Annotated in this window: 19 protein-coding genes; 9 read left to right on the plus strand and 10 right to left on the minus strand. The window is 70.5% G+C overall.

The genetic code is table 11. The features are described 5' to 3' along the window. Positions 1–46: 46 nt before the first annotated feature. Positions 47–1,480 carry a NarK family nitrate/nitrite MFS transporter gene (locus IE226_RS24965; RefSeq protein ID WP_190083585.1) on the minus strand — a complete coding sequence of 478 codons (1,434 nt, stop codon included), beginning with the start codon at positions 1,478–1,480 and terminating at the stop codon, positions 47–49. Positions 1,481–1,687: 207 nt separating this feature from the next. Between IE226_RS24965 and IE226_RS24970 the strand changes: the two genes are divergently transcribed. The 4 genes from IE226_RS24970 to IE226_RS24985 all read left to right on the plus strand — a co-directional run bounded on the left by IE226_RS24970 (position 1,688) and on the right by IE226_RS24985 (position 5,605). Further along, positions 1,688–1,951 carry a hypothetical protein gene (locus IE226_RS24970; RefSeq protein ID WP_308429529.1) on the plus strand — a complete coding sequence of 88 codons (264 nt, stop codon included), beginning with the start codon at positions 1,688–1,690 and terminating at the stop codon, positions 1,949–1,951. Positions 1,952–2,069: 118 nt separating this feature from the next. Beyond that, on the plus strand, positions 2,070–3,134 hold the full coding sequence (locus tag IE226_RS24975; RefSeq protein WP_190083586.1) for a P1 family peptidase: 1,065 nt from the start codon (positions 2,070–2,072) through the stop codon (positions 3,132–3,134). Positions 3,135–3,399: 265 nt separating this feature from the next. Next, positions 3,400–4,629: a L,D-transpeptidase gene (locus IE226_RS24980; RefSeq protein WP_190083587.1), complete on the plus strand. Its 1,230-nt coding sequence runs from the start codon at positions 3,400–3,402 to the stop codon at positions 4,627–4,629. A 184-nt stretch (positions 4,630–4,813) separates the two neighbouring features. Further along, complete coding sequence (locus IE226_RS24985) at positions 4,814–5,605, plus strand: DUF6227 family protein (RefSeq protein WP_190083588.1); 792 nt, start codon at positions 4,814–4,816, stop codon at positions 5,603–5,605. 46 nt (positions 5,606–5,651) lie between these two features. On the opposite strand, the gene IE226_RS24990 is transcribed toward IE226_RS24985, so the two are convergent. The 5 genes from IE226_RS24990 to IE226_RS25010 form a co-directional block, all read right to left on the minus strand. Continuing rightward, the gene (locus tag IE226_RS24990) at positions 5,652–5,909 is read right to left on the minus strand and encodes a hypothetical protein (protein ID WP_190083589.1); all 258 of its coding nucleotides are present in this window, start codon (positions 5,907–5,909) and stop codon (positions 5,652–5,654) included. Between the two features lie 131 nt (positions 5,910–6,040). Further along, positions 6,041–8,158 (minus strand): PTS fructose transporter subunit IIABC, encoded by a 2,118-nt coding sequence (locus IE226_RS24995; RefSeq protein ID WP_190083590.1) that lies wholly within the window; start codon positions 8,156–8,158, stop codon positions 6,041–6,043. Positions 8,159–8,285: 127 nt separating this feature from the next. Next, the gene (pfkB, locus tag IE226_RS25000; protein WP_190083658.1) at positions 8,286–9,233 is read right to left on the minus strand and encodes a 1-phosphofructokinase; all 948 of its coding nucleotides are present in this window, start codon (positions 9,231–9,233) and stop codon (positions 8,286–8,288) included. A gap of 71 nt (positions 9,234–9,304) precedes the next feature. Next, complete coding sequence (locus IE226_RS25005) at positions 9,305–10,066, minus strand: DeoR/GlpR family DNA-binding transcription regulator (protein ID WP_190083591.1); 762 nt, start codon at positions 10,064–10,066, stop codon at positions 9,305–9,307. 241 nt (positions 10,067–10,307) lie between these two features. Further along, on the minus strand, positions 10,308–11,888 hold the full coding sequence (locus IE226_RS25010; protein WP_190083592.1) for an MFS transporter: 1,581 nt from the start codon (positions 11,886–11,888) through the stop codon (positions 10,308–10,310). 62 nt (positions 11,889–11,950) lie between these two features. On the opposite strand from IE226_RS25010, the gene IE226_RS25015 reads away from it, so the two are divergent. Then, positions 11,951–13,015, plus strand: a complete 1,065-nt coding sequence (locus tag IE226_RS25015; RefSeq protein ID WP_190083593.1) for a helix-turn-helix transcriptional regulator — start codon at positions 11,951–11,953, stop codon at positions 13,013–13,015. Positions 13,016–13,257: 242 nt separating this feature from the next. Here the strand turns inward: IE226_RS25015 and IE226_RS25020 are convergent, their stop codons facing one another. Further along, entirely contained in the window at positions 13,258–14,265 is a 1,008-nt protein-coding gene (locus tag IE226_RS25020; protein WP_190083594.1) for a sigma-70 family RNA polymerase sigma factor, read from the minus strand. A gap of 183 nt (positions 14,266–14,448) precedes the next feature. Here IE226_RS25020 and IE226_RS25025 point away from each other — a divergent pair, with 183 nt between their 5' ends. Then, positions 14,449–14,979 (plus strand): GNAT family N-acetyltransferase, encoded by a 531-nt coding sequence (locus IE226_RS25025; RefSeq protein WP_190083595.1) that lies wholly within the window; start codon positions 14,449–14,451, stop codon positions 14,977–14,979. Positions 14,980–15,073: 94 nt separating this feature from the next. Further along, positions 15,074–16,180 (plus strand): questin oxidase family protein, encoded by a 1,107-nt coding sequence (locus IE226_RS25030; RefSeq protein WP_190083596.1) that lies wholly within the window; start codon positions 15,074–15,076, stop codon positions 16,178–16,180. A 79-nt stretch (positions 16,181–16,259) separates the two neighbouring features. On the opposite strand, the gene IE226_RS25035 is transcribed toward IE226_RS25030, so the two are convergent. Beyond that, a complete protein-coding gene (locus tag IE226_RS25035; protein ID WP_190083597.1) occupies positions 16,260–17,042 on the minus strand; it encodes a dioxygenase family protein in 783 nt (260 codons plus the stop codon). Positions 17,043–17,179: 137 nt separating this feature from the next. Here IE226_RS25035 and IE226_RS25040 point away from each other — a divergent pair, with 137 nt between their 5' ends. Further along, on the plus strand, positions 17,180–17,704 hold the full coding sequence (locus tag IE226_RS25040) for a MarR family winged helix-turn-helix transcriptional regulator (RefSeq protein WP_190083598.1): 525 nt from the start codon (positions 17,180–17,182) through the stop codon (positions 17,702–17,704). Positions 17,705–17,726: 22 nt separating this feature from the next. Here the strand turns inward: IE226_RS25040 and IE226_RS25045 are convergent, their stop codons facing one another. Further along, positions 17,727–19,241 (minus strand): MFS transporter, encoded by a 1,515-nt coding sequence (locus IE226_RS25045; protein ID WP_190083599.1) that lies wholly within the window; start codon positions 19,239–19,241, stop codon positions 17,727–17,729. Between the two features lie 160 nt (positions 19,242–19,401). Continuing rightward, on the minus strand, positions 19,402–20,058 hold the full coding sequence (locus tag IE226_RS25050) for a TetR/AcrR family transcriptional regulator (RefSeq protein ID WP_190083600.1): 657 nt from the start codon (positions 20,056–20,058) through the stop codon (positions 19,402–19,404). Between the two features lie 376 nt (positions 20,059–20,434). Here IE226_RS25050 and IE226_RS25055 point away from each other — a divergent pair, with 376 nt between their 5' ends. Next, on the plus strand, positions 20,435–21,718 hold the full coding sequence (locus IE226_RS25055; RefSeq protein WP_190083601.1) for a M6 family metalloprotease domain-containing protein: 1,284 nt from the start codon (positions 20,435–20,437) through the stop codon (positions 21,716–21,718). The last annotated feature ends 10 nt before the right edge of the window (positions 21,719–21,728 follow it).

Below are 21,728 nucleotides of genomic sequence, written 5' to 3' on the forward strand. Positions count from 1 at the left end.
ACACCCGGCCCACGCCCGGACCGCCCCGCCGACGCAGCTCAGGGCGTCAGCTCGGCGATTCCGCGCCCTTGCGGGCGTAGAACCACCAGCAGATCGCGATACAGCTGGCGTAGAAGGCCACGAAGCCCCACATCGCGCTGGTGACCGCGAAGTTGGCGAACATCGCCGGGATGAAGAAGAAGCCGTACGCCGCGACGGCGGAGGTGAAGCCGGTGACCGCACCCGCCTCCATCTCGGACTGCTTCAGCGCCTTCGTGTAGGCGGGGGTGCCCTCCGTCAGGCCCTTCAGGTGCTGCTCGCGGAAGATCACCGGAATCTGGCGGAACGTCGAGCCGTTGCCGATGCCCGAGAAGAAGAACGCGGCCAGGAAGCAGGCGAGGAAGCCCCAGAAGTTGCCGTTGTCGCCACCGGAGGGAAGGAAGCCGATGACGCCGATGATCGAGACCGCCATGCCGGCGAACGAGATGATGGTGACCCTGGCGCCGCCGATCTTGTCGGCGATCCAACCGCCGGCCCAGCGGGCGAGCGCGCCCACGGCCGGGCCCATCCAGGCGTACGTCGCCGCGGAGTAGGCCGCGTCGATCGGCGTGAACGTGGTCTTGATGAGCATCGGCAGCGCTGCCGCGAACCCGATGAAGGAACCGAACGTGCCGACGTAGAGCCAGGTCATCAGCCAGTTGTGCTTGCGCTTGAAGATGATCTTCTGCTGGCTGAAGGGGGTCGACGCGACCTTCAGGTCGTTCTGGCCGAACCACGCGACGACGGCCAGGATCACCAGGACGGGCACCCACAGGAACGCGGCGTTCTGCAGCCACACGGACGTGCCGTCGGCCTTGTGCTGGGCCGAGCCGACCGCGAGGACCGAGCTGGTGATGACGATCGGGGTGACCAGCTGGACGACGGAGACACCGAGGTTGCCGAGGCCGCCGTTGATGCCGGTGGCGTTGCCCTTGTCGCGCTTGGGGAAGAAGAAGCCGATGTTGGCGAGGGAGGAAGCGAAGTTCGCGCCGCCGACGCCGCAGAGGGCGGCGATGGCGACCATCACGCCGTACGAGGTGTCCGGGTCCTGGACCGCGATGCCGAGCCAGATCAGCGGGACGACAAGGACGACCGTGGAGAGCGCGGTGAAGCGGCGCTGGCCGATCATCGGGCCGAGGAAGGTGTAGAAGACGCGTGCCGTGCCGCCGGTGATGCCGGGGACGGCGGTGAGCCAGAACAGCTGCGAGGTGGAGAAGCCGAAGCCGACGTCCTCGAGGTTGGTCGCGGTGACCGACCACACCTGCCAGACGACGAACGCGACCAGGAGCGCGGGGACGGCGATCCACAGGTTGCGGGAAGCGACCTTCTTGCCGATGGACTTCCAGAAGAGTTCGTTCTCCGGCTCCCAGTCGGTGATGGTCTTGCCGGGGCGGTACTGCGCGGGGTCGTACGTACGGCCCGATGGCGCGGTCCGCGTTTCTTGGGCGGCAGGCGATGTCATGTTGGTTCCCAGTTCGCTACGGGTCCCGACCTTGCTCCGGGGCCTGACATCTCCACGTTCCCGCGCGCGGGAACGTGCGAGCAGAGTCGTAGGGCACGCTCTGACCAGCCCAAAGGCACGAGAGTCAGGGGCCCTTCGGGCCGCGCGGGGCCGCCGGGGCGCGCCCCACAGCCCGCTCCGGCGGAAGGCTTCTGCCGCGCTGGCCCCGTGACGTCAGCACCGCCCTCCGAGCCGACACCGGCCCCCGAGCCAACACCGGCCCCCGATCCGGCAGGGGCCTCCGAGGCCTCCCGCTACTTCAAGGTCGGCCCCGCCCAGCAACTCGTCCTGCCCGTCAGCGCCGCGGCGACCCTCGCCAGTACGTTCGCCGGCAGCTGGGCCGTCCTGGTCGCGGGGCTCGTGGCGACGGCCACCGTCGCGACCGGCGTGACGCTCACCGCCCGTACGGCCCGAAGGGAGGCGACCCCCTGAAGGGAGACAACCAGCCGAAGGGAGACCACCAGCCGAAAGGAGGCAACCACGTAGCTCGCCCCGTGGCCGTCCCCTGCGGGGCCACCGCGCAACTCCCGCGCGTGATACGCAGGTCGGCATGGCTTCCACAAACTCCCTCACCGATGTCCCCGGCCTGCGCGTAGGGCATGCCACCCGCACCGCCCCGGCGTACCCGGGCCACCTCACCGGCACGACCGTCGTGCTCGCGCCGGAGGGCGGCGCCGTCACGGCCGTGGATGTACGGGGCGGCGGCCCCGGCACCCGCGAGACGGACGCCCTCGACCCCCGCAACCTCGTGCAGCGCGTGGAGGCCGTCGTGCTGACCGGCGGCAGCGCGTACGGCCTGGACTCCGCGGCCGGGGTGATGGCGTGGCTGGAGAAACAGGGCCGCGGCGTGCGGGTCGGCCCCGATCCCGCCCACGTCGTGCCCGTGGTCCCGGCCGCCTGCGTTTTCGACCTCGGCCGCGGCGGCGAGTTCACGGCACGTCCCGACGCCTCGACCGGACGCGCCGCCGTGGAGGCCGCCGCGGGCACCGAGCCGTTCACGCCGGTCGAGGAGGGGAACGTCGGCGCGGGCACCGGCGCCCTGGTCGGCAAGGTGAAGGGCGGTATCGGAAGCGCGAGCGTCAGGCTGGACTCGGGGGTCACGGTCGCCGCCCTGGTGGTCGCGAACGCGGCGGGCTCGGGGGTCGATCCGCGGACGGGGGCGCTGTACGGGCGGTACTTCGAGGGAGAGCGGGTGGAGTACCCGGCCCCGGAGGCCCACGACGAGGCCACGCGCCGCCTCGCCGAAGCCGCCGCGAAGAACGGGCCGCCCCCGCTGAACACCACCCTCGCCGTGGTCGCCACGGATGCCGAACTCACCAAGGCACAGGCCCAGAAGCTCGCCGGTACGTCGCACGACGGCATCGCGCGCGCAGTGCGCCCCGTCCATCTCCTCAACGACGGGGACACCGTATTCGCCCTCGCGACCGGCGAGCGCCCGCTGCCGGGGGCCGCGGAGAACCCGCTCGCCCTGAACGAAATCCTCGCGGCGGGCGCGGACGTGGTGACGGCGGCGATCGTACGGGCGCTCCTGGCGGCGGAGTCCGTGCGGACGCCGGGCGGCGAATTCCCCTCGTTCACCGACCTGTACGACCTCGGCGGACCTCACGGCAAGTAACCCGGGCTCAACCGCTCAACCCCGGTAGCGCTCTCAGGTATCCCAGGTATCCCATAGCGCCGCCCAAGGGAATTCCCAGAGAGAACACAGAACGCCTACACACAAATAGGCCCGGAGCGCCGCCCGTTGGGACGCCGTCGGGCCGCCGTAGGGCCATATCTCTGTGCCCGTCCTCACACCAAGCGGACGGAACCTTTCCGGCCGGGGGCCGCTCTTATCTCCTACCTGGTCTCCTACCTGGTCAGAACGCGCACTTCGCAAAAAGATGGAGCAGCCCGTGACAACGCCGCACATAGCCCAGCCCCGGCGACGCACCCTTCTGGCGGCCACCGCGCTCGCCGCCGCCGGTGCTCTCGCCCTCACGGCCTGCGGCGGCGACGGGGACAGCAACGGCGACAACAAGGACGGCAAGTCCAAGTCTCAGGGCGCCGAGATCACCATCTCGGCGAAGGACGGCTCCACCGGCGCCTCCATCAACGCCACCGGCGTCAAGGTCGAGAACGGCAAGCTGACCGAGGTGAAGATGACCCTGGTCTCCACCGGGGCGACGGTCGACGGCACGCTTTCCGACGGCGGCACCAGCTGGAAGCCCAAGGCCCAGCTCGAGCGCGGCATGAAGTACAAGATCACGGCTGACGCGAAGGACTCCAAGGGCAAGGAAGCGACCGAGAACTCGATCTTCACCACCGTCTCGAAGGACAACAGCTTCATCGGGAGTTACACCCCGGACGGCGGCACGAAGGTCGGCGTCGGCATGCCGGTCTCCTTCAACTTCGACAAGGCGATCACCGAGAAGCAGTCGGTCCAGTCGCACATCAAGGTCACCTCCGACAGCGGCCAGAAAATCGTGGGCCACTGGTTCGGCAACCAGCGGCTCGACTTCAGGCCCGAGGAGTACTGGAAGGCCGGCTCCAAGGTCACGATGAAGATCGACCTGGAGGGCGTGAAGGGCGCGGACGGCGCCACCGGCGTGCAGAACAAGACGGTCACCTTCACCATCGGCCGCGCGCAGGTCTCCACGGTCGACGTGAAGGCCAAGAAGATGACGGTCGAGCGCGACGGCAAGGTCATCAAGACCATCCCGATCTCCGCGGGCAGCCCGGCGAACCCCACGTACAACGGCAAGATGGTGATCTCCGAGAAGTTCACCCAGACCCGGATGAACGGCGACACGGTCGGCTTCGGCGGTGAGTACGACATCAAGGACGTCCCGCACGCGATGCGCCTGTCGTCCTCCGGCACCTTCATCCACGGCAACTACTGGGGCTCGCCCTCGATCTTCGGCAGCTCCAACACCAGCCACGGCTGCGTCGGCCTCCAGGACGCGCAGGGCGCGGGCGACTCCAGCACGCCGGGCGCGTGGTTCTACGACAACTCCCTCATCGGGGACGTCGTGACGGTCAAGGGCTCCCCGGACGAGACCATCGCCCCGGACAACGGCCTCAACGGCTGGAACATGTCCTGGAGCGAGTGGACGGCGGGCAGCGCGGGCTGACCCCGCCCGCCTCGGCCCTCCTCGGCACGCACCTCGGCACGCGCCTCTCACCAGGCCCAACGCCCCGAGCCGCACGGGAACTTGCCGTGCGGCTCGTTCGTTTTCCCGTTCCCGGACATGATGTCCGACCCAGGGGCTACGGTATGCACTCACAACGTGACATGCAGCAACGCCGGGAGAGACCTTGAGCGTTCCGTACGAGTACGAGACGGCGTACGAGCCACAGTCTGCCGAGCAGAAGTCCCCGCACTCTCCGCAGGAGCGACTCGAGCAGCTTCTTGGCCGCGCCCTGAACTCCTTCGACCTGCCGGACGACACGATAAGGCGCCTGGACTCAGCTCTCGCGTACGACAGTTCGCTGCACTCCGCACACCACAGCGCGGGCCTCCATCGCGAGACGTACCGGCATACGTGGCTGCTCGCCGACGCGACCTCGCTCACCCTCTGGGAGCTCGTCCACAACACGGGCCCCGGCGGCCACCCCCAGCACGAGTTGTACGCGGACGAGGAGGACGCGGGAGTCGCCACCTCGCGTCTGCCGCTCCCGCCCGACACCCCCGCCACCGTTTGCGAGCAGACCGTCGTGCTCCAGCTCCCGGTCACCGAAGAACCCCGCCATACGTACGCGCCCGACGACTCCGCCGACCACGCGCGCCGGCTGCTGCGCCGTGCGGAGAACCTCGCGGACGAGGGGCGGCCCGGCCAGGAGATCGAGCGGTTACTGCGCTCGGCGTTCGCGCACCAGATCACGCAGGCGTTCGGCCGTCCCTGCCTGCCGGGCGAGGCGCGACTCAGCTTCTCGCTCTACGAACACGCCTTCCTGCTCTTCGACGGCAGCGAGCTCAGCCTCTGGGAGGTCGAGCACACGGTCACGCCCGACAAACGGCACCGCTGCGAGGTGTACGCCAGCGAGGACGCCGCACGCACGGCGATGGAGCAGCGCGCCAGGAGCATTCCGCAGCAGCGCGCGAAGTAGGCGCCGGGCGCTGTACAGGGGTGCGGGGGTGCAGGGGTACGGCGTATCAGGAGCGGCCGTCACCGAACTGGCGTACGAGACCGGCGAAGGCGGCCCGCTCGTCCGGCGTCAGTTCGACCGTCTCCGCGCGCGGCGGCCCCGACTGCACGGGCAGCGCGGTCAGCGCCCCGGGCCGGCGGCGCCGGACGTCCGCGTCGGCCCGGTCGCGCCGCAGCATCCGCACCAGGCCCACGGACCAGGCGGCGGTCGCCACAGCCAGTACGGCAACGCCTGCCTGCTGGAGGATCGAGACATTCTGGAACATGCCGCACAGTAGACAACACGACACAGGCCCTACAACAGGGGGGTTGTGGGACTTACGTACCGAAGTGACGTATGTCGCACAACCCCCCTCATAGGGCCCGAAGAGCCGAGAGGCCTGGTCGGGCCGGCGGCTCAGACAGCTGCCGGCACGCGCTTGTCCTTGTCCGTCACCGTCTCGCCGGCCGGGGCGCTGTCCTGCGAAGAGCCCGTCTTCCGGGTCCCCTTGAGCAGGATGACCGCCACGGTCGAGACCGCGACACCGGCGACGATCGCCACCAGGTAGAGCAGCGGCTGCCCGATGAGCGGCACCACGAAGATGCCGCCGTGCGGGGCCCGCAGCGTGCAGTCGAAGGCCATCGACAGGGCACCGGTGACCGCGCCGCCCGCCATCGACGCGGGGATCACCCGCAACGGGTCCGCCGCGGCGAACGGAATCGCGCCCTCTGTGATGAAGGAGGCGCCGAGGAACCAGGCCGCCTTGCCGTTCTCACGCTCGGTCTTGGTGAACAGCCGGCCGCGGACCGTGGTGGCCAGAGCCATGGCCAGCGGCGGGACCATACCGGCCGCCATCACCGCGGCCATGACCTTGAGGCTGCCCTCGGTGGGGTTGGCGAGGCCGCCGACGGCAAAGGCGTACGCGACCTTGTTCAGCGGTCCGCCGAGGTCGAAGCACATCATCAGGCCGAGGATGACGCCGAGAATGACGGCGTTGGCGCCGGACAGGCCCTCCAGCCAGTCGGTGAGCGCGCTCTGCAGCTCGGCGATGGGCTTTCCGACGACGAGGAACATCAGGAAGCCGACGACCGCGGACGAGATCAGCGGGATCACGACCACCGGCATGATGCCGCGGAGCACGGCCGGAATCTTCACGCGCTGGATGCCCATGACGACCGCGCCCGCGATCAGGCCCGCCGCGAGGCCGCCGAGGAAGCCCGCATTGATGGTGACGGCGACGGAGCCGCCGACGAAGCCGGGTACGAGACCGGGCCGGTCGGCCATTCCGTACGCGATGTAGCCCGCGAGGACCGGCACCAGGAAGGCGAAGGCGAGCCCGCCGATCTGGAAGAGGAGCGCGGCCCAGCTGGTGGTGTCCGTCCACACGAAGTGCTCGGCGACCGACGGCGCCTTGTCGATCTTCCAGCCGCCGATGGCGAAGCCGAGCGCGATGAGGAGGCCGCCCGCGGCGACGAACGGGACCATGTAACTGACGCCGGACATCAGCCACTTGCGCAGCTTGGTGCCGTAGCCGTCCTCGCTGTCCCCGGCGTTGTCGACGGGACTGGGCCCGGCGTCCGCGGTCGTCTCGCCGCGGGCCGCCTTCGCCCGGACCTCCGCGATGAGCTCCGCGGGCCTGCTGATGCCGGCCTTCACGCCGACATCGACGGTGGGCTTACCGGCGAAACGGTCCTTCTCCCGTACGGGAACGTCGTGCGCGAAGATGACCGCGTCCGCGGCGGCGATCACCGCCGGGTCGACGCGGGTGAAGCCCGCGGACCCCTGGGTCTCCACCGTCAGCTCTACGTCCGCCTCGCGGGCGGCGTTCTCGAGGGACTCGGCGGCCATGTAGGTGTGCGCGATGCCGGTGGGGCAGGAGGTGACGGCGACGATTCTGAACGCGGGGGTCTCTTCGCCTCCGGAGGACGCAGGGGTCTCTTCACCGCCGGAGGACGCAGGGGTCTCTGCACCGCCGGAGGACGCCGGGGTCTCTGCACCGCCGGACGCAGGAGGCTCTTCGCCTCCGGACGCAGGGGCCTCTTCGCCGGGCGCCTCTTGGGACGGCTGCCCGGCGCCGGGGGTGGCCGCCGTGTCGCCGGTGATCAGCGCCGCCGCCGAAGCCGGATCGGACGCGGCCCGCAAGGCGTCGGTGAACTCCGTGTCCATCAACTGCCGTGCGAGCGACGACAGGATGGTCAGGTGGGCGTCGTCGGCGCCCGCCGGAGCGGCGATCAGGAAGATCAGGTCGGCCGGCCCGTCCGGCGCCCCGAAGTCGATGCCGTCCGCCGAGCGGCCGAAGGCCAGGGTCGGCTCGGTGACGTGGGCGCTGCGGCAGTGCGGGATGCCGATGCCGCCGTCGAGTCCGGTCGGCATCTGCGCCTCGCGCGCCGCCACATCGGCGAGGAACCCGTCCAGGTCCGTCACCCGGCCGAGGGCCACCATGCGTTCGGCGAGGGCACGGGCCGCCGCTTCCTTGGTTCCGGCGGACCGGTCGATTTCGAGGTCGACCAGTTCCGCGGTGATCATCTCGCTCATCGCGGGCTCCTTCGCACGCGTATCGCCCGGAGGGCTGGGGTGGGGACGGGGGTGGAGACAGGAGTGGGGACGGCAGTGGGGACGGGAGTGGGGACGGGGGGTGAGCAGGTATGGGCGGGGTGGGGAGTCATGACGCCGGCTCCGTCAGTACGCGGTCCAGGGGGACCTCGGAGGTGACGGTGACCGCGTCGGGCGCGAGGTCCGCGGGGGTCGGCATCGCGCTGCCGGGGAGTTGCACCGCTGCCGCTCCGTGCGCCACGGCCGAGGCGAGGGCGGCGCGGCCGGTGCCGCCCGCGATGAGGAAACCGGCCAGGGAGGAGTCACCGGCGCCGACGTTGCTGCGTACGGCGTCGACCGGAGCGCTGCCGAAGTACGTGCCCGAGTCGTCCACCAGAATCTGGCCGTCCGCGCCGAGGCTGGCGAGCACGGCCCGCGCCCCCGAGGCCCGCAGCTCTTCCGCCGCCTTGACCGCGTCGCCGACCGTCGAAAGGGGGCGGCCCACCGCTTCGGCGAGCTCCTGCGCGTTCGGCTTGACGACGTCGGGGCGCTCGGCAAGCGCGGCGAGCAGCGCAGGGCCCGATGTGTCCAGGGCGATACGGGCGCCCGCGGCGTGCGCGCGGGCCACGAGGTCGGCGTACCAGGAGGGGGCGAGGCCGCGCGGGAGGCTGCCGCAGCAGGCGATCCAGTCGGCGCCCGCGGACCGCTCACGCACGGCGGAGAGAAGCAACTCGGCCTCGTCCGGCGTCAGTTCGGGCCCAGCCGCGTTGATCTTGGTGAGGGTGCCGTCCGGTTCGGCCACCGCGATGTTGGACCGGGTCTGGCCCGCGACCCACACCGGGGCGACCTTGATGCCCTGCTCGTCGAGGAGCTGGTCAACGAGCGCGCCGGGCGCGCCGCCGAGGGGCAGCACGGCCAGCGTCTGCGCTCCCGCCGCCGCGACCGCCCTCGATACGTTGACACCCTTGCCTCCCGGGTCCATCCGGTCGCCGGTGGCCCGGATGACCTCGCCTCGGTCCAGCGAGGGGACCTCGTAGGTGCGGTCGAGGGAGGGGTTGGGGGTGACGGTGAGGATCATGCGCGTACGTACCATTTCGTTGCTGACCTGCGAGTTGCCGCTGCTGTCGGCCGTGTTCGGGCCCGCGCCGCTCATGCCCGGATCACCTCCGTGCCGCCGCTCTCGATCGCGGCGGCGTCCTCGGGGTCGAGTCCGGTGTCGGTGATCAGGAGGTCCACGTCGTCCAGATCGCCGAAGCGCGCGAAGTGCTCCTGCCCGTGCTTGGCGGAGTCCGCGAGGAGCACCACGCGGCGGGCCGCGCCGATCGCCGCGCGCTTGACGGCCGCTTCGGCGAGGTCGGGGGTGGTCAGGCCGGCTTCGGCGGAGAAGCCGTTCGCCGCGACGAACAGGACGTCGGCGCGGATCTCCGCGTACGCCCGCAGCGCCCATGCGTCGACGGCGGCGCGCGTACGGCTGCGGACGCGGCCCCCGATGAGGTGGAGCTGGATGCCGGGGTGGTCGGCGAGGCGGGCGGCGGTGGGCAGGCCGTGCGTGACGACGGTGAACGTCGATTCCAGCGGGAGCGAGGCGGCGAGGCGGGCGACCGTTGAGCCCGCGTCGAGGATGACGCTGCCTTCGATCGGCAGCTCGGCGAGGGCGGCGCGGGCGATGCGGTCCTTCTCGTCGGCGGCCGTTCCCTCGCGCTCGGCGAGGTCGGGCTCGAAGTCGAGGCGGCCGGCCGGTATGGCGCCGCCGTGCACACGGCGTACGAGGCCGGCGCGGTCGAGGGCCTTGAGGTCGCGCCGGATGGTCTCGGCGGTGACCTTGAACTCCTCGGCCAGCGACAGCACGTCGACTCGCCCGCCGTCGCGCGCGAGCCGCAGGATCTCCTGCTGGCGCTCCGGTGCGTACATGTCCGTTTGCCTCCGCCTGATGCCCGAGTATGTGGGTTCACTCGCAGACTACGGCCGAATTTCCGCAAAGTAAACAGGGTCGGACCCCACTCAGACACAAACGGGCTTCGGCACGAGCGGCGTTGCCATGGCCGGGGGCCGTGCGTACTGGAATCGCTGGACGCGACGGCGGCCCGGGCAGAGCTCTAGGCTCCGCCCGGGCCGCGCGCGACACGCCCGCGCCCGCCGCCACCGCCACCGCTCAGGAGGTCAACGCGGGTTCCCGTTCGGCGGGTTCGGCGGCCTCATCCGCGCCCCGGGCCGGGATCGCGGTCTCGGTCTCGGTCGCGTTCTCGTCGTCATCGTCGCCGCCGCCCTCGACGTGCTGACGCGGCTTGCCCGGCAGGGCGAACATCAGCAGGAAGATGGCGACGAGTACGCCGACGACCCACCACAGCGAGTTCTGGAACGCGCCCACGATCTCCGCCGGCACCTCACTCCGCGCCGCCTTCTCGTCGATCATGCCGAAGAAGACGACGGAGACCAGGCCGAGCCCGAGCGCCGTACCCATCTGCTGCACGGTGTTGAGCAGCCCGGACGCGGACCCCGAGTGCTCACGCGGCACGTCCGAGAGGATGGCGTCCGTCAGGGGAGCGACAATGAGTCCCATGCCGGCGCCCATCACGACCAGCGGCAGCGCCATCTGCCAGGACGTGATGCCCGCGCCGTACCGGTCCGCCTCCCAGATGTAGAGCAGTACGCCGGTGGCCATGATGAGCGCACCGCCCTGAAGCACCTTCCGCCCGAACCGCGGCACGAGCTTCTGCACGGACATACCGGCCGCCACCGAGACCGCGATCGAGAACGGCACCCCGGTCACGCCCGCCCGCAGCGCGCTCCAGCCGAGCCCCGTCTGCATGTACACCGTCCAGACCAGGAAGAAGATGCCCATCGCGACACCGAACACGGTCTGCACCGCGATGCCCGCGGCGAAGCTCTTCACCTTGAACAGGGACAGTTCCACGAGCGGCGAACCGTCCTTCGCCGCCTTCGCCTTCTCGTACGCGATCAGCGCGCCGAAGACGGCGAGGCCGCCGGCCATCATGGCGTAGCCCCACAGCGGCCAGTCCAGCTCGCGCCCGCGGGTCAGCGGGTAGAGCACCATCAGCAGGCCGAGCGTGACGAGGACGACGCCGACGAGGTCGAGCTTGAGGGCCCTGGGTGCCTTGGACTCGCTGATGAACTTGGCGCCCAGGATCAGTCCCGCGATACCGACGGGCAGGTTGATCAGGAAGATCGGCCGCCATTCGAGCCCGAAGAGGTTCCACTGGGTGAGGAGCGCGCCGAGCAGCGGTCCCGATACGGCGCCAAGGCCCACGATCATTCCGAAGAGCCCGAAGACCTTGCCGCGCTCGTGCGCGGGGAAGGTGGCGTGCACGATCGAGAGGACCTGCGGCACCATCATCGCGGCCATGCCGCCCTGCAGGATCCGCGAGGCGACCAGCATCTCCGGGTTCGCGGCGAACCCGCAGAGCGCGGAGGCGAGCGTGAAGCCCGCGATCCCTATGAGGAACATCCGCTTGCGCCCGTGGATGTCGCCGAGCCGCCCGCCGGTGATGAGGCCGGCCGCGAAGGCGAGCGCGTAGCCCGCGGTGATCCACTGAATCTGGCTGTACGAGGCGCCGGCGTCCTCCTGGATGGACGGGATCGCGATGTTGACGATCGTGACGTCGACCAGGTCCATGAAGGCCGCGGTCATCACGATGGCGAGCGCGAACCAGCGGCGCCGGTCGGCGGCGACGGCCGTCTCGGGCGGGGTTGTTGCGGGGCTGCTGTAAGTCATGGAAGGAGGCTAGAAGCCATATAGGCCAGTACATGTCCTAGATGCGCGGCATCCTGGGCGACATGACTTCGACTTCGGGCACGGCTTCGGGCACGGGTACGGGTACGGCTTCGGGCACGAATACAGGCACAGGCACGACCTCGGCTGCTGAACGGTCCGGCGGTGGTACCGACACCCCGGCTCGGCTTCTCCAACTCCTCTCCCTCCTCCAGACCCCGCGCGAGTGGCCCGGCGGGGAGCTGTCGGAGCGGCTCGGGGTGAGCCGGCGCACCGTGCGGCGCGACATCGACCGGCTGCGGGACCTCGGCTATCCGGTGCAGGCGAGCCAGGGGGCGACCGGCGGATACCGCCTCGTCGCGGGCAAGGCGATGCCACCGCTCGTCCTGGACGACGAGGAGGCGGTGGCGATCGCGGTGGGGCTGCGGGCGGGGGCGGGGCACGCGGTGGAGGGGGTGGACGAGGCGTCGGTACGGGCACTGGCGAAACTCGAACAGGTCCTGCCCTCCCGCCTGCGCCACCGCGTCCAGACGCTCCAGATCGCCACGACCCCGCTGACCAGCGGGGACGGTGCGAGCATCGCGCCCGAGACACTGACGGTCATGGCGTCAGCGGCGGCGGGCCAGGAACGCCTCCGCTTCGCGTACCGCTCCGGCGACGGCACGGAGTCCCGCCGTCTTACAGAGCCGCATCGGCTGGTGTCGACGGGGCGGCGCTGGTACCTGGTCGCGTACGACATCGACCGCGACGACTGGCGCACGTTCCGGGTGGACCGGGTCTCGTCGCCCTTCGCGACCGGCGCGCGTTTCGTGCCGCGGGAGTTGCCCACCGGGGATGCCGCGGAGTACATCCGCCGGTCGATGTGGCGGGAGCAGCCGTCGTACGAGATCGACGTGACGTTCTCGGCGTCCGCGGAGGCCGTCGCGGGGGCGTTCCCCTCGGCCCTGGGCACGCCGGAGCCGCTGACGGCCACGACGTGCCGGTTGCGGGCGACGGTGACGGACGCGGTCGACTGGTTGGCGGTGCGCCTTGCCATGACCGGCTCCGATTTCATCGCCCACGGGCCCCCGGAACTGGTGGATTCCCTGCGCGAACTGGGCGCGCGGCTGACGCGGGCGTCAGGGGCGTGAGCAGGGCCGCGGGCCGCGGAGCGGGGGAACACTTTGCCACTCCGCCGTCGCGTGACTCCGCGGCCCGGTGGGGGCCAATCGAGCGGGCGGCGGACAGGGGCAACCGGGCGGGGGCAGGTGGGTGGGAGAACCCTCCGCGCGGAGCGCACCGCCCCCCACCAGAAAGCAAAAGTGAGCCCCGGTGCCGGGGGGGGGATGGCACCGGGGCTCGGCTGGTGGGCGGCTTCGCGGGCCGTCAAGGCCTAGGCCGCCGCGTCGAACCCCGTGTCGCGGGCCAGCTTCTTCAGCTCAAGGAGCGCGTGCTTCTCGATCTGGCGGATCCGCTCGCGCGTGAGCCCATGCTGCTTGCCGACCTCCGTGAGGGTCCGCTCGCGGCCGTCCTCGATGCCGTACCGCATCTTGATGATGGAGGCCGTGCGCTGGTCGAGGCGGCCGATCAGGTCGTCGAGCTCCTCGCTGCGCAGCAGGGTCAGGACGGACTGCTCGGGCGAGACCGCGGAGGTGTCCTCGAGGAGGTCGCCGAACTGCGTGTCTCCGCTGTCGTCCACGCCCATGTTCAGGGAGACCGGGTCGCGTGCCCAGTCCAGGACGTCCGTGACGCGCGCGGGCGTCGTGTCGAGCTCGGCCGCGACCTCCTCGGGCTCGGGGTCGCGCCCGTGCTTGCGGTTGAACTCGCGCATGACCCGGCGGATCCGTCCGAGCTCCTCCACCAGGTGGACGGGGAGACGGATGGTGCGGGACTGGTCGGCTATGGAGCGCGTGATGGCCTGGCGGATCCACCACGTGGCGTACGTGGAGAACTTGAAGCCCTTGGCGTAGTCGAACTTCTCGACCGCGCGGACCAGGCCCGCGTTCCCCTCCTGGATGAGGTCGAGGAGCGGCAGACCGCTCCGCGGATAGCGACGCGCCACGGCGACGACGAGCCGCAGGTTGGACCGGATGAAGACATCCTTCGCCCGCTCGCTGTCGGCGACCAGCGCCTCCAGCTCCTCGCGGGTCGCGGAAGCGCCGGGGACGGAGTCCTCGACGTCGCCGTCGAGTATCTTCCGGGCATACACACCGGCCTCGATGATCTGGGACAGCTCGACTTCCTTGGCGGCGTCGAGCAGCGGCGTACGCGCGATCTCGTCGAGGTACATGCCGACCAGGTCGCGGTCGGCGATCTCCCCGCCTACGGCGCGAACACTGCGTGCCGCGTCGGTCTCGCCGGTGGAGGCGGACTTACGACGGGCGACGGCACGGGTTGCCATGCGTGCTCCCTTGCGTGTGGAGGTCCTGGTCGGCCCTTTTCACGGGCCTCGGTGGTGGAAACCACACCCTTCCGGGTGCCCTGCTTCCAATGGAAACAACGACTGGAATCCGGACAGAATTCCCAAGCCGTGCCTCTATTTTCCTGACGTTGCAGTACCCTGTGCCGCCACAAGGGAGGCCAGATGTCGCCGGAACGTACAGAGGTGCAGGTCAGGCCGGGCACGGAGGCCGATCTCGAAGCCCTGACCGCTATCTACAACCACTACGTGCGTGAGACGGCGCTCACATTCGACACGGCCGTCTTCTCGCCGGAGGAGCGACGCCCTTGGCTGCTCTCCCATCCTGTAGACGGCCCGTATCGCCTATTGGTTGCCCGTGAACGGGATTCCGGGCTGATCCTCGGGTACGCCACCAGTTCTCCTTTCCGGGCCAAGCCCGCTTACGCGACCTCCGTGGAGGTCAGCGTCTACTGCTCGCCGGACGCCGCGGGGCGCGGCATCGGCACCCTGCTCTACAAGGCGCTCTTCGAGGCCCTGGAGGGCGAGGACCTGCATCGCGCCTACGCCGGTATCGCCCAGCCGAACGACGCCTCCGTCCGCCTCCACGAACGTTTCGGCTTCCGGCACGCCGGCACGTACCGGGAAGTGGGCCGCAAGTTCGGCCGCTACTGGGACGTCGCCTGGTACGAGCGTCCCCTGGGCCCCGGCGCCTGACGCGGGTCCTAGGTCCTGACCAGGGCCGTCCTAAGCCCTGACCTAGGGCGCACGGCCGTTACACCCCGCCCGCGCCCCGCTTACGGTCCAACGCATGGACCCCCGAGCAGACTCCCCGGCCGGCACCTCGGCCGCCGCCCCAGCCGCCACCACCGCCCTCACCGGTGCGCCCACCGGCGCCCTCGACGAAGCCCTGGAGCGTCTGCACGCCTCGGGCCCCGAGCGGCTCGGACGGCTCAGCAACCACGCCCCGATGGCCGTCGAGGCGCTCGCCGCGCACGGCCTGTCCGGCGAGGTCCACCGCTGGCTCGAGCTGTACGCGCCGAGGTTGGAGGAGTACCCGAGCGCGATCGGATCAATCACCCGCGACAACTGGCGCGAGGCCCTCGGCGATCCGCGCCGCGCGGCGGACTGGATCGCGTACTTCGAAGAACAGACCGGAGACTCCGGCGGACGCCCGTGGCGCGACGTGCTCGCCGAATGGTGGCCCCGCCTGCTGCCCGGCATCTACGGCGGCGCCACGCACCCGGCGATCCGGGTCGGCCACGCGGTGCGCGCCCTCCTGAGCGGCGAGGAGACGCGGCCACGCCGTACCGAACTGGCCCCCGGCCTCGGCTACTGGGCCGCCCGCCACCACCCCGTCACCGGCGTCGAACTCCTGCCGGCGAGCACCGGTACCGCCGCTGCCGCCCTGGACTCCGTGGAGCCGATCCCCGGCAGGGACAACGGCAACTACCCCGACAGGCTCGGCCGGATCGCGGGCCTCCCCGCGTGGGGCGCCTCGGTGACCGACCCGGACGAGGCGCACCGCAGGCTCACCGAGCTGGTGTGTGCGGCCACGCACCGGTATGCCACGCACGGCCACGGCGAGGCGACGATGCTGGTGCACGCGGCGACCGCGCCCAACGCCGTGCTGCGCACCCTGCCCGCGCTGCCCCGCGCACTCTGGGCGCCCGGCCTGCACGCGGCCTGGACGGCATCGGCGGCCGTGACCTCGATGTACGCCCCGGACGCCCCGGTCACGTACACCGCGCCCGGCACCTTCTCCCCGGAGGAAGTCTTCGAGCGGGCCCTCGCGCACGGGGACGAGCACGTCATCAAGTTCACCGACACCGCACTGGACGTCGCCGCATCGACGGGCGACGAACGGGCCCTGACGGCCGCCCTGCGCGCGATCGAGCTCAGCGAGCCGCTGACGTAGGGCCGCAAAAAGCGCCGGAGAGAGCCGGGAAGAGACGGAAAGAACCCTCACCAGGAGGGAACGCACCGGGAGGGAACCCTCAGCCGAACTGCACCGACCTCTTCGCGAGCCCCATCCAGAACCCGTCGATCACACTCCGCTGCCCGCCGAGATCGCCCGCCGCATCGGCGGCGCCCAGCGTCACGAACAAGGGCGCGAAGTGCTCCGTGCGCGGATGCGCGAGCTCGCCCGCCGGCGATTTGTGCCGGAAGTCGAGGAGCCCGTCCACGTCGCCCGCGTCGAGCGCCTCGCGCCCCCACGCGTCGAACTCCGCGGACCACGACGGCGTACCGCCCTGTCGCAGCGCCGCCAGGTTGTGCGTGAAGAAGCCGCTCCCGACGATCAGCACGCCCTCGTCCCGCAGCGGCGCCAGCTTGCGGCCGATGTCGAGGAGGCGCCGCGGGTCGAGGGTCGGCAGGGAGATCTGGAGTACGGGGATGTCCGCGTCCGGGTACATCTCGACGAGGGGGACGTACGCTCCGTGGTCGAGCCCGCGATCCGGGATGTCCTGCACCGGTGTACCGGCTCCGCGCAGCAGTTTTCGCACGGAGTCCGCCAGTTGAGGGGCGCCCGGGGCGGCGTACGTCACCTGGTAGTAGTGCTCGGGGAAGCCCCAGAAGTCGTACACCAGCGGCGCTGTCCCGGTCGCGCCGAGGGCGAGCGGGGCCTCCTCCCAGTGGGCGGAGATCATGAGGATGGCCTTGGGGCGCGGCAGCTCCGCCGACCAGGCACGGAGCTGGTCGGGCCAGAGCGCGTCGTCGGCCAGCGGCGGTGCGCCGTGGCTGAGGTACAGGGCGGGCATGCGCTCCCGGGTGGCGGTCATGGCGGCACCTCCAAAAGGGTGGCGGGCGTACGAAGGATGGCGGGCGCACGAGAGGCGATTTACTTTAACTCTCAAGCTTCTGCTCGACGACGACCCTACTCCTGCATTGTTTAACTTTCAAGGAAGGGCTGCGTACAGTGGAGTACATGGATACGGCACCCACTTCTCCCCGGGACGGGGAACCGCGCTGGCTCGACGACGCGGAACAGCGCACCTGGCTCGCGTATTTGCAGGCCACCACGCTGCTGGAGGACCACCTCGACCGCCAGTTGCAGCGCGACGCCGGCATGCCGCACATCTACTACGGACTCCTTGTCCAGCTGTCCGTCGCCCCCCGGCGGCGCCTGCGCATGACGGAGCTTGCCAAGAACACCAAGATCACCCGGTCCCGCCTCTCGCACGCCATCGCCCGCCTGGAGAAGAACGGCTGGGTGCGCCGCGAGGACTGCCCCTCCGACAAGCGCGGCCAGTTCGCGATCCTCACCGACGACGGGTACGAGGTGCTCCGCAGGACCGCGCCCGGCCATGTCGCCGCCGTACGCCAGGCCCTCTTCGACCGGCTCACCCCGGAACAGCAGAAGTCCCTCGGCGAGATCATGGTGATCGTCGCCGAGGGACTTCAGCCGAAGGGGGCGGGGGCGGACCTGCCCTGGCTCCGCTAGGCCTCCCCGCGCGGAACCGGGGTCAGTGCGCGACCACCGGGATCCGCACCTCGTCCTCGACGCCCTCGCTGTCGCCGGAGCCCGAGGCGGCCGGAGAGCCGCTCTGGGCGCCGGTGTTGATGAGGGCGAAGGCGATCGCGGCGGCGGCGGCCAGGATGCCGACGGCCCACCAGATCGCGCTGGTGTAGCCCTCGACCATGGCCTGCGCCTGGACCAGCTTCTGGGCCGCGGGAGTCGTCGCGCCCGCCGCGTGGTCCGCGATGTACGCGGTGGTGGCGGAGGCGGCGATGGTGTTCAGGAGGGCGGTGCCGATGGCGCCGCCGACCTGCTGCGAGGTGTTGACCATCGCGGAGGCGACACCGGAGTCACGCGGCTCGACACCGTGCGTGGCCAGGGACATGGCGGGCATGAACGCCGTACCCATGCCGAGGCCGAGCAGCAGCTGCGCGGGCAGGATCAGACCGGCGTACGAGGTGCCGATCTCCAGCTGCGTCAGGAGCAGCATGCCGAGGGCCGCGACGACGAAGCCGGGGCCCATGAGCAGCCGCGGCGCGACGCGGGTCATCAGGCGGGCGCCGATCTGCGTGGAGCCCGTGATCATGCCGACGATCATCGGCAGGAACGCGAAGCCGGTCTTCACCGGCGAGAAGCCCTTGACGATCTGCAGGTAGTACGTGAGGAAGAGGAACAGGCCGAACATCGCGATGATCGCGAGGCCGAGCGAGAGGTAGACGCCGCCGCGGTTGCGCTCGGTCAGGACGCGCAGCGGAAGCAGCGGCGACTTGACCTTCGCCTCGACCAGGACGAACGCGGCGAGCAGGACGGCCGAGCCGACGAACATGCCGATGGTCAGGGAGTCCGACCAGCCGGCCGACTCGGCGCGCGTGAAGCCGTACACGAGGGCGACCAGACCGAGGGTGGACAGGATCACGCCGGGGATGTCGAGCGGCGAGCGGTTGCGGGCGCCGGCCGGCTCACGGATGACGAAGTAGGCGCCGAGTGCGGCGATGACGGCGAACGGGATGTTCACGAAGAACGTCCAGCGCCAGTTCAGGTACTCGGTGAGGAAGCCGCCGAGGATGAGACCCACGGCGCCACCGCCGCCGGCGATCGCACCGTAGATGCCGAACGCCTTGGCGCGCTCCTTGGCATCGGTGAACATCACGGCGAGCAGCGAGAGGGCGGCGGGCGCGAGCAGCGCGCCGAACACACCCTGCAGGGCGCGGGCGCCCAGCATCATGGCCTCGCCGGTGGCCGCGCCGCCGAGCGCGGAGGCCGCGGCGAAGCCGATCAGGCCGGTCACGAAGGTGCGCTTGCGGCCCCAGAGGTCGGCTATGCGGCCGCCGAAGAGCAGCAGACCGCCGAAGGCCAGGGCGTAGGCCGTGATGACCCACTGGCGGTTGCCGTCCGAGATGCCCAGGTCCTGCTGGGCGGAGGGCAGCGCGATGTTCACGATGGTCGCGTCGAGGACGACCATCAGCTGCGCGAGCGCGATGAAAATCAGCGCTTTCCAGCGCCTGGGATCTGTTTCTGACATGGGAGTAGCCACCTAGCGAGTACGAGTGGTGAAAAACGACGAAAAAGTGACGCGAACTGAGAACAACTGAAACGACTAGAACGACTAGAACGACTAGAACGACTAGAACGACTAAGTCGAGCGTGGTCAGGCGTAGAGGTCGAGCGTGGTCAGGCAGGACTCAGGACTGGCGGAGGTCCTCCAAGGTCGCCGCCTCACCGGGCAGCTCGGAGCGGGCCGGTGCCATCAGGCCGTCGAGGAACAGCTGAAGATGGCGGTGGACGAAACGGTCCATGTTCGGGCACGCCGTGCCGGGCAGCGGCCTCGTGAGCTGCGAGAGGGCGACCATCAGGTCCCCGACGGCGATGTCGGTGCGCAGCTGTCCGGCCGCCCGCGCCCTTTGCATGAGCCCTTCGATCACGGTTTCGAGCCGCTCCCGGGCATCGACCAGATCCGGGTGATCGGGGTCGAAGGCCGCCTGGAGGACCGGGCACAGGGCGCCGATCCGCTCGTCGGCGGAGGCGTGCACGAACCGGCGCAGGGCGTCGAACGAAGCGCTCGCGTCGGCGTCGGCCGCCGCGATCGCCTCCTCGGCGTGCGCCGATACGCGGTCGGTGACGAGCAGGACGACCTGGTGCACCAGTTCGGAACGGTCGGCGAAGTGCCGGTAGACCGTGGCATTGCCGACGCCGGCCCGGCGGGCGACCTCGTCGAGCGGCACGTCGGGGCCGAACTCGACGAACATCTCGCGTGCGGCGGCGACGATCCGCTCCCGGTTGCGCAGGGCGTCGGCCCGCGGGCGGGGCGTGCGGCGCTGCTCAGCGGTTGCGGTTCCCACGGCGGCTCTCCTCAGGCTCGTGGTCGGGCACCGGACAGACGGTCGGTCGGTCCGGAAGCCTCGATGTGCGATGCGGGGAATCACTCCCCGTTTCGCTCTGACACAGCTCTAAACGGGGAAGGACTCCCCGGATATTTCCCGCTCCCCGACTTTCTTCGAGTGACCCGCGTCACATTGCCTGGGTTCCGCCCGGGATCGGCTGGCGTGCCGCCCGGGTTCCGCCGGGGTGCCGCCCGCGCAAGCCGCCCGCGTACCGCTCCGGACGCGAAGAACACACGATCAGTCGCACCCAGCGAGCGCCCGCGCACACACCGGAAGAGGGTGATCAAAAGGGTGCAGCCAGGACCGGCGGCTGCCGCTAGGGGAAGGGCCACGGATGCAGCAGCCGACCTGGAGGCAGATACGCGAAGCGCGACGTGGCACGGCACTCGCCACGTGCGCCGTCCTTGCCCTCACGGTCACCACATCGGCGAGCACCGGCCGCCTGATGGAAGAGTCCCCCCAAGCGGCGGGCCCCGTGTCCCTGGCCCGCGCGACGACCCTCAGCCCGTGCATGATCACCGGCACGATGGGCGTCCAGATGTCGGAGGGCGTCCCCACCTCCGCCGGTTACTCCCGCTCCACGGGCACCGTCAAAGCCCTGAATCTCATGGTCGACTTCTCCGACGCGCCCGGCGAGGGAAGCGCGCTCGACCGCCTCGCGGAATTCTTCCCGCAGACGTCGGACTGGTTCCGCACCAGTTCCTACGGACGTCTCGACTACCGCCCCGAGTCGCCGGTCCCGGACTGGCTGCGGATGCCCAAGAGCTTCAAGGAGTACGGGATAGAGCGCGGCGCCCCCTTCGACCCCGGCTACCGCGAGCTGGTCACGGACATCGTGGCGGAAGCCGACCCGGACGTGGATTTCCGCGAGTACGACCTGGTGAACATCCTCATCACCCCGAACGCCGGCCCTTCCGCGCTCGACACGGTCCTCTCGGTGACCTTCGCGGGCAACACCGAGGCCCCCGTCGCGGACGGCGTCCCGGTCTCCAACGCGTCCTTCGTCTACAGCCGCCAGGACGACGGCTCGGGCAGCTACGGAGAGACCGGCTACCGCGTGCTCCCGCACGAGAACGGCCACGTCTTCGGCCTGCCCGACCTCTACACGCAGGACGGCGGCGGCGCGGTCGGCCACTGGGACATCATGAGCGAGGACTGGGGCGCCAACAACGACCTGCTCGCCTGGCACAAGTGGAAGCTCGGCTGGATCGGCGACGACCAGATCAGCTGCGCCTCGAACTCGGGCACCACCGAACACACACTGAGCCCGCTGCCCGAGAACGGCGGCACCAAGCTCGCCTTCGTGCCGCTGAGCTCGACGAAGGGGTACGCGCTCGAGGTGCGTACGCGCGGCGGCAACGACGAGGCGATCTGCAAGCCCGGCGTGCTCGTCTACCGGGTGGACGCGGAGGTCGACACGGGCCGCGGCCCGATCACCGTCTCCGACTCCACGAAGGACAGCGGCGGCTGCACGCGCCGGCCGAACGTCCACGCGGAACTCTCCGACGCGACCTACGAGCCCGGCCAGACCTTCACGGACAAGAAGTCGGGCGTGCGCCTCACGGTGTCGGACATCGACACGGAAGGTCGCTACCGGGTGCACGTCACGCGGCCGTGAGCCGGGAACG

Source organism: Streptomyces longisporoflavus (assembly GCF_014649775.1).
Taxonomy (GTDB): Bacteria; Actinomycetota; Actinomycetes; order Streptomycetales; family Streptomycetaceae; genus Streptomyces; species Streptomyces longisporoflavus.

Bases quoted from the DNA above. Each gene is read 5' to 3' on its own strand.
- IE226_RS24995 (WP_190083590.1), bottom strand. From the start codon at position 8,158: ATGAGCGAGATGATCACCGCGGAACTGGTCGACCTCGAAATCGACCGG.
- IE226_RS25025 (WP_190083595.1), top strand. From the start codon at position 14,449: ATGTCGCCGGAACGTACAGAGGTGCAGGTCAGGCCGGGCACGGAGGCC.
- IE226_RS25020 (WP_190083594.1), bottom strand. From the start codon at position 14,265: ATGGCAACCCGTGCCGTCGCCCGTCGTAAGTCCGCCTCCACCGGCGAG.
- IE226_RS25030 (WP_190083596.1), top strand. From the start codon at position 15,074: ATGGACCCCCGAGCAGACTCCCCGGCCGGCACCTCGGCCGCCGCCCCA.
- IE226_RS25015 (WP_190083593.1), top strand. From the start codon at position 11,951: ATGACTTCGACTTCGGGCACGGCTTCGGGCACGGGTACGGGTACGGCT.
- pfkB (WP_190083658.1), bottom strand. From the start codon at position 9,233: ATGATCCTCACCGTCACCCCCAACCCCTCCCTCGACCGCACCTACGAG.
- IE226_RS24965 (WP_190083585.1), bottom strand. From the start codon at position 1,480: ATGACATCGCCTGCCGCCCAAGAAACGCGGACCGCGCCATCGGGCCGT.
- IE226_RS24975 (WP_190083586.1), top strand. From the start codon at position 2,070: ATGGCTTCCACAAACTCCCTCACCGATGTCCCCGGCCTGCGCGTAGGG.
- IE226_RS24990 (WP_190083589.1), bottom strand. From the start codon at position 5,909: ATGTTCCAGAATGTCTCGATCCTCCAGCAGGCAGGCGTTGCCGTACTG.
- IE226_RS25035 (WP_190083597.1), bottom strand. From the start codon at position 17,042: ATGACCGCCACCCGGGAGCGCATGCCCGCCCTGTACCTCAGCCACGGC.
- IE226_RS24980 (WP_190083587.1), top strand. From the start codon at position 3,400: ATGGAGCAGCCCGTGACAACGCCGCACATAGCCCAGCCCCGGCGACGC.
- IE226_RS25045 (WP_190083599.1), bottom strand. From the start codon at position 19,241: ATGTCAGAAACAGATCCCAGGCGCTGGAAAGCGCTGATTTTCATCGCG.
- IE226_RS25010 (WP_190083592.1), bottom strand. From the start codon at position 11,888: ATGACTTACAGCAGCCCCGCAACAACCCCGCCCGAGACGGCCGTCGCC.
- IE226_RS25005 (WP_190083591.1), bottom strand. From the start codon at position 10,066: ATGTACGCACCGGAGCGCCAGCAGGAGATCCTGCGGCTCGCGCGCGAC.
- IE226_RS25055 (WP_190083601.1), top strand. From the start codon at position 20,435: ATGCAGCAGCCGACCTGGAGGCAGATACGCGAAGCGCGACGTGGCACG.